The 6,064-nt window shown below is 61.0% G+C and carries 8 protein-coding genes; 1 reads left to right on the plus strand and 7 read right to left on the minus strand.

All coding sequences use genetic code 11. The annotated features are described in order from the left end of the window. The 7 genes from VGH68_RS27535 to garL all read right to left on the minus strand — a co-directional run. Positions 1 to 197, minus strand: a 197-nt coding sequence (locus VGH68_RS27535) for a contact-dependent growth inhibition system immunity protein (protein ID WP_331606889.1), incomplete at its 3' end; no start/stop codon positions are given. A 207-nt stretch (positions 198 to 404) separates the two neighbouring features. Then, on the minus strand, positions 405 to 701 hold the full coding sequence (locus tag VGH68_RS27540) for a contact-dependent growth inhibition system immunity protein (RefSeq protein WP_331606890.1): 297 nt from the start codon (positions 699 to 701) through the stop codon (positions 405 to 407). A gap of 28 nt (positions 702 to 729) precedes the next feature. Then, entirely contained in the window at positions 730 to 1,020 is a 291-nt protein-coding gene (locus tag VGH68_RS27545; protein ID WP_331606891.1) for a contact-dependent growth inhibition system immunity protein, read from the minus strand. Positions 1,021 to 1,072: 52 nt separating this feature from the next. After that, the gene (locus VGH68_RS27550) at positions 1,073 to 1,363 is read right to left on the minus strand and encodes a contact-dependent growth inhibition system immunity protein (RefSeq protein WP_331606892.1); all 291 of its coding nucleotides are present in this window, start codon (positions 1,361 to 1,363) and stop codon (positions 1,073 to 1,075) included. A gap of 10 nt (positions 1,364 to 1,373) precedes the next feature. Continuing rightward, on the minus strand, positions 1,374 to 2,210 hold the full coding sequence (locus tag VGH68_RS27555) for an RNase A-like domain-containing protein (protein ID WP_331606893.1): 837 nt from the start codon (positions 2,208 to 2,210) through the stop codon (positions 1,374 to 1,376). Between the two features lie 321 nt (positions 2,211 to 2,531). Next, positions 2,532 to 3,461, minus strand: a complete 930-nt coding sequence (locus VGH68_RS27560; protein ID WP_331606894.1) for a 2-hydroxy-3-oxopropionate reductase — start codon at positions 3,459 to 3,461, stop codon at positions 2,532 to 2,534. Beyond that, on the minus strand, positions 3,458 to 4,258 hold the full coding sequence (gene garL, locus VGH68_RS27565; protein ID WP_331606895.1) for a 2-dehydro-3-deoxyglucarate aldolase: 801 nt from the start codon (positions 4,256 to 4,258) through the stop codon (positions 3,458 to 3,460). The genes VGH68_RS27560 and garL overlap by 4 nt, the downstream gene beginning before the upstream one ends. A gap of 268 nt (positions 4,259 to 4,526) precedes the next feature. Here garL and VGH68_RS27570 point away from each other — a divergent pair. After that, the coding region (locus VGH68_RS27570; protein WP_331606896.1) for an aldehyde dehydrogenase (NADP(+)) at positions 4,527 to 6,064 on the plus strand (1,538 nt) is incomplete at its 3' end.

Consider the following 6,064-nt stretch of genomic DNA (forward strand, 5'->3'; position numbering starts at 1 on the left):
AACGCTGAGTCCAGATCATCCGGATGTTCACTAATGAACGAATTTATTTCGTTAATCATTTCGAGGTGGCCTTCGTGCGGGCAGTCCCTCCGGTAGCACGAAACAATTGCCGGGATGGTGTTTCCCCATAAATCAAAATCCTGATTAAAGTATGCGCCAAACAACTGGTACATCCTCGGATAACGGTCTGACAGCATAGGTTTTCATTTATTCAACGTAAGCGGTGGGAATGTATTAGGGCATTCCATTGTGAGTTTGCCATTGCAGCACAACGACAACGTCATTCATTCGCGTCAGTTTTCCTGTCTTCCTCACTATCAGCAGGTGACGGCTGCCCTTGGACAGCCTGATTGGGAGTGAAAAGAGGCAGCGCTTGGGAGTGGGCAGCGTTTACTTGAAAGGAGCTACTCGCTGAGAAGAAGCCGCTTTAATTCGTCGAGGAATGACGCGGTTGTGTGACCCCAAGGTGCGGGGGCAACGTAAAAGCCATACATTTCGTCAAAATACTCGTCCAAGTCGACGGAATGGTCGAGCTTAAGGCGATCAATTTCACTAATAGTCAACGTGCGAAGCGTTTGGTCGCTCTCCTCGATGAAGCAGGAGATGATTTCCTGCACGTTGTTGCCCCATAAATCGAAATCCTGGTTGAAATAGGCATGAATCAAAAAATCGAGATTCGGGTAAGGTGATTTATTTTCCACGGCAGCCTCAGGGTGTCAGCTGGGTTGGCTACTCGCTCAGGAGGCGCCGTATCTCGTCAAGAAAGGCGGTCGTTGTGTAGCCTGCACCCTCGGGACGAAAGCCTCGCCTGAACAACTGTTTGAATGCAGCATCCAGGTCGTGCGGGTGTTCTGCGATGAACTCGTCTATTTCGCGGATCAGATTCTCATAGTCGTAAGGACTGTCTTTCTTGTAGCAAGAGACGATTTCTGGAACAGTTGCTCCGAACAGGTCAAAGTCCTGGCCGAAATACACGTCGAAAATGTGATCCATCTCTGGATAACGCTCTGAGGAACTCATCTACGGAGTCGCAATCGTACCGTGAAAGGATGTCTCGGATCTGGCCGACTGCCTACTCGCGCAGAAGACGCTTAAGTTCTTCTAGAAACGAAGCTGTCGTGTGGCCCCATAGCGCCGGGTCAAAATCTTGCCCGTAATCCTTTTCGAACGCTGAGTCCAAATCATCCGGATGTTCGCTGATGAACGAATTTATTTCGTGAATCATTTCGAGGTGGTTTTCTCGCGGGCACTCGCTCCGATAGCACGAAACTATCGCGGGGATCGTGTCTCCCGATAAATCAAAATCCTGATTGAGGTATCCGCCGAAGAACTGGTACATGTTCGGATAACGGTCTGATAGCATAGATTTTCCTTCATCCAATGTAAGCGGTAAAAATATAGTAGGGCATTCCATTGTAGGTTTGGTTTTTCAGCACGACGACAACGTCATTCATCCGCGTCAGTTTTCCTGTCTGCCTCACTATCCCATAGCCAACATCACCCGCCACGTGCTGCGTCAGCGTGAGGCGGCCACCACCGCCTGAAGATGCCGCCCAAGTCCGTATTCGTGTCGTATGGGCGCGTATGACTTCTGATATTGCATATTCTGCCCGTTCAAGGTTCGTGAATGACGATACTGCCGTTAGATGCGGCTCAAGTACAAGTCTTTCGCGTAATTGCGCTTCAGTCCTGGCCACATGCTTTTCGAGCGTGTGGCCACCGAGCCTTGGCTGAAGCGCTCTGGCCTCATGCATGTGCAGATTGATCCGACCCACCGTGATCCGCGACACCCGGGCCGCCCTGATCGCGCCTGCAAAGCCGAACGGCACGGCCAGATCGAGCGACAGGCCGATATTGTTCGCCACGTCGGGGCTGGCCTTCATCGCCTCAGCCAGCTTCGTTGTGCCCTGTTGGGTCAGCGTGACCGTGTCTTGCGCCGTCCACATCTGACGCAAACCAGCTGCCGCCGTATCGACACCATGCGTGCCGAACGCGATACATCCGGCCTTGCTCGCCATGGTCGGCTCGGGCATCACGCACAATGCCCCGGCCCCAACCATTTCCAGCAGCCCGCCGACGAGTTGCAATCCGCCCCACAGCCGATTGCTTGCCATTTCGGCGGGGTCGATCGAATGGCGGCCAAGCACCGCAACCAGTTGCGGCGCACTGAGCACGACGCGCACGCCGTCTGGATTCTGTTCGAGCGACATTCCGTAGTTCTCGGTGATTGCTTGGGACCGCCAAGCTATCAGCTGATCACAGGGTAGGGAATGGGCGAAGGATGATTCTCGCGTTCGACGGCGCGAGTCTCTATGAAAGAGGGTGGTGCACCATGCGCCAACTAGGCACGATGATGATCAGACAACGAAAAGCAATCGAGCCCGCCGCCCCTCTTATAAAGACGGACGGCGGGCTCGATCGCAATTGGTCTAAAGGCGCGCGTCACAACGCAAGGCGCGCCGTACTGAACAAACATTCGCAGCACAAGGCAGTAGAAGTCGCGACGCGGCATCTCGACCGCGTCCGCTAAATCACGCCGGCTTCTGCCCGATCTCGTGATCAGCCAGCACTTCCAGCGCGCGCACCATCGCCGAGTGATCCCACGCCTTGCCGCCATGCGCGACACAAGCGTTAAAAAGCGCCTGGCACGTCGCGGTGTTCGGCAGCGACACGCCGAGCGCCTGCGCGGTCGACAACGCCAGGTTCAGATCCTTCTGGTGCAGCTCGATGCGAAAGCCCGGATCGAACGTGCGCTTCGTCATGCGCTCGCCGTGCACTTCGAGAATGCGCGACGACGCGAAACCGCCCATCAGCGCCTCACGCACGCGCGACGCGTCGACACCGGCCTTCGACGCGAGCAGCAGTGCTTCGCCCACCGCCTCGATGGTCGCCGCGACGATCACCTGGTTCGCGACCTTGCACACCTGGCCCGCGCCGACCGCGCCGATCAGCGTGATGTTCTTGCCCATCATGTCGAACAGCGGCTTGACGATATCGAAGGTGGCCTGTTCGCCGCCGACCATGATCGTCAGTGAGCCGGCCTTCGCGCCGACTTCGCCGCCCGACACCGGCGCGTCCAGATAGTCCGCGCCGGTCTCCCGCACGCGTGCCGCGAACTCGCGCGTGGCCATCGGCGAGATCGAACTCATATCGACCACGATCTGACCCGCGCGCAACGCGCCCGCCAGACCGTTCTCGCCGAACAGAACCTTCTCGACGTCCGGCGTGTCCGGCACCATCACGAAGATCACGTCCGCGTGCGCGGCCACCGCCGCCGGGTTGTCGCATGCGACGGCGCCGGCCTGCGTGAGATCGTCCGGCACGCCGCTGCGCGTGAACGCGGCGAGCGGCACGCCGTTCTTCAGAATGTTGGCGGCCATGGGCTTGCCCATGATGCCGAGTCCGATAAAGCCTGCTTTTTTCATGGAATGCTCCGAAGGTGTCGTGGCGGCGGCGTTCAAGCCTCACCCGCCGGTTTCTGCATGAAGTGTTTCTGAACCGCTTGCGCGGCGCCTTTAAGCAGCCCGAGATCCGCGCAGACTGCGACGACGCGCGCGCCCATCGACAGATAACGTTCCGCGTCGGCTTGCACGGGCGCGAGAATGCCGCTCGGTTTGCCGGCCGCCTTTGCGCGCTCGAATACATGCGCGATCGTCTGTTGCACATCGGGATGACCCGCGTTGCCGAGGTGGCCATACGACGCCGCGAGGTCGGATGGGCCGACGAAAACCGCGTCGATGCCGTCCACCGCCAGAATACTGTCGATCGCATCGACTGCCTTATGGCTTTCGATCTGCGCGATCACGCAGATATTGTCGTTGGCGATGCTGAAGTAATCGGCGACGGTGCCGTAACGGTTTCCGCGATGGCCGACCGACACACCGCGCATGCCCTGCGGAGGGTAGCGCGTCGACGCGACCGCGCGCGCGGCGTCGTCGGCGCTGTCGACGAACGGCACGAGGAAGTTGGAAAAGCCGCTATCGAGAAAGCGCTTGATGACGACGCTGTCGTTGGCCGGCGGCCGCACGACCGGGGCGCTGCCGCTGTCCTTCAGCGCCATCAGTTGTGGGATCAGCGTGAGCACGTCGTTGGGCGCGTGCTCCGCGTCCAGCAGCATCCAGTCGAAGCCGATCGTGCCCAGCAGTTCGGTGGCGATCGGACTGGCGAGCGACGCCCAGCAGCCGATCTGAACTTCGCCGGCGCGCACCGCGTGCCGGAAGCGGTTAGGCAAAGCCTGATAGGGCGTGAGTGCGGGCATGCGGTATCTCCTCGAACGGCGATGGATCGGGAAAATGCGAACGGCGACCTGCAACGGCGATGTAACGGCGGCCAACGATCCGCGAATAAGGCAGCAAAACGCGAGGTCATAGGTCGTCGTACCTCTTCGACAGATTAGCATCGCGCTACTTGGTTGTAACGGGTGCGTAAACCCGAACGTCCCGCTGCGGCAAGTGTTTCGGGTTGATGCAGATGCGGCAGCGTTGTATGATGACCTATGTCAAAGGCCTTTATCAAGGAAAGCCAAAATGCCCATTACCGGCGAAATGCTGATCGGTCGTAAAGCGGTGCGCGGCGCGGAAAAACCGCTGCGCGCATTCAATCCTGCCACGGGTGCCGAGATTGCCGAGCCGGTGTTCGGCAGCGGCACCGCCGCCAATGTCGACGAGGCCTGCGCGCTCGCGCAACAGGCGTTCGATTCGTATCGCCAACTGCCGCTCGCGGTGCGCGCCGAGTTTCTGGATCGTATCGCCGATGGCATCACCGCGCTTGGCGATGAGCTGATCGAGCGTGCGCAGGCCGAATCCGGTCTGCCGAAGGCGCGTCTCGAAGGCGAGCGCGGCCGCACCACCGGCCAGCTGAAGCTGTTCGCGCAGACCGTGCGCGCGGGCCAGTGGCTCGACGCCACGCTCGATTCGCCGCTGCCGGATCGCAAGCCGCTGCCACGCTCCGACCTGCGCATGCAGAAAATCGCGCTGGGTCCGGTGGCCGTGTTCGGCGCGAGCAACTTCCCGCTCGCGTTTTCGGTGGCGGGCGGCGATACCGCCGCAGCGCTCGCGGCGGGCTGTCCGGTGGTGGTGAAGGCGCACCGCGCGCACCTCGGCACGTCGGAGCTGGTAGGCCGCGTGATCCAGCGCGTCGCGCAGGATATGGATCTGCCGGAAGGCGTGTTTTCGATGATCGTCGGCGCGGGCAACTCCGTCGGTGAAGCACTGGTCGCGCATCCGGCCATCAAGGCGGTCGGCTTCACCGGTTCGCGCGCGGGCGGCACGTCGCTGATGCGCGTCGCGGCCGCACGTCCGGAGCCGATTCCGGTCTACGCCGAAATGAGCAGTATCAACCCGGTGTTTCTGCTGCCGAACGCTTTGGCGGCGCGCGGCGAGAGCATCGCGCGCGGCTTCGTCGACTCGCTCGTGCTTGGCGCGGGCCAGTTTTGCACGAACCCGGGTCTCGCGATCGCGATCGACAGTGACGCGCTGAAGCGCTTCGTCGCGACCGCATCGGAAGCACTCGCGGCCAAGCCGGCGCAGACGATGCTGACCTCGGGCATCCATGCCGCGTATGAAGACGGCGAGAGCAAGCTTGCCGCGACCAAGGGTGTCGAAGCGGTGGCGCATGGCGCCGCTGCGACCGGCCCGACGCAGGCTTGCGCGGCGCTGTTCGTGACCGACGCGCAGACCTTCCTCGCGAACCCGGCGCTCGAAGACGAAGTGTTCGGCCCGGCCTCGACGATCATCCGCTGCAAGGACGAGCAGGAAATGCTGAAGGTCGCCGAGCACTTCGCCGGCCAGCTGACAGCGACGCTGCAGATGGACAGCGCCGATGTGGCGGGCGCGAAGAAGCTGGTGACGATTCTCGAGCGCAAGGCCGGCCGGATTCTGGTCAACGGCTTCCCGACCGGCGTCGAGGTGTGTCACGCGATGGTCCACGGCGGCCCGTTCCCGGCGACCTCCGACAGCCGCGCGACCTCGGTCGGCACGACCTCGATCGACCGCTTCCTGCGCCCGGTCTGCTATCAGGACTTCCCGGCCGAGCTGCTGCCGGAAACGCTGGCCGACGGCAATCC

The sequence above is a fragment of the Paraburkholderia sp. genome, assembly GCF_036488505.1.
Classification (GTDB): Bacteria; Pseudomonadota; Gammaproteobacteria; order Burkholderiales; family Burkholderiaceae; genus Paraburkholderia.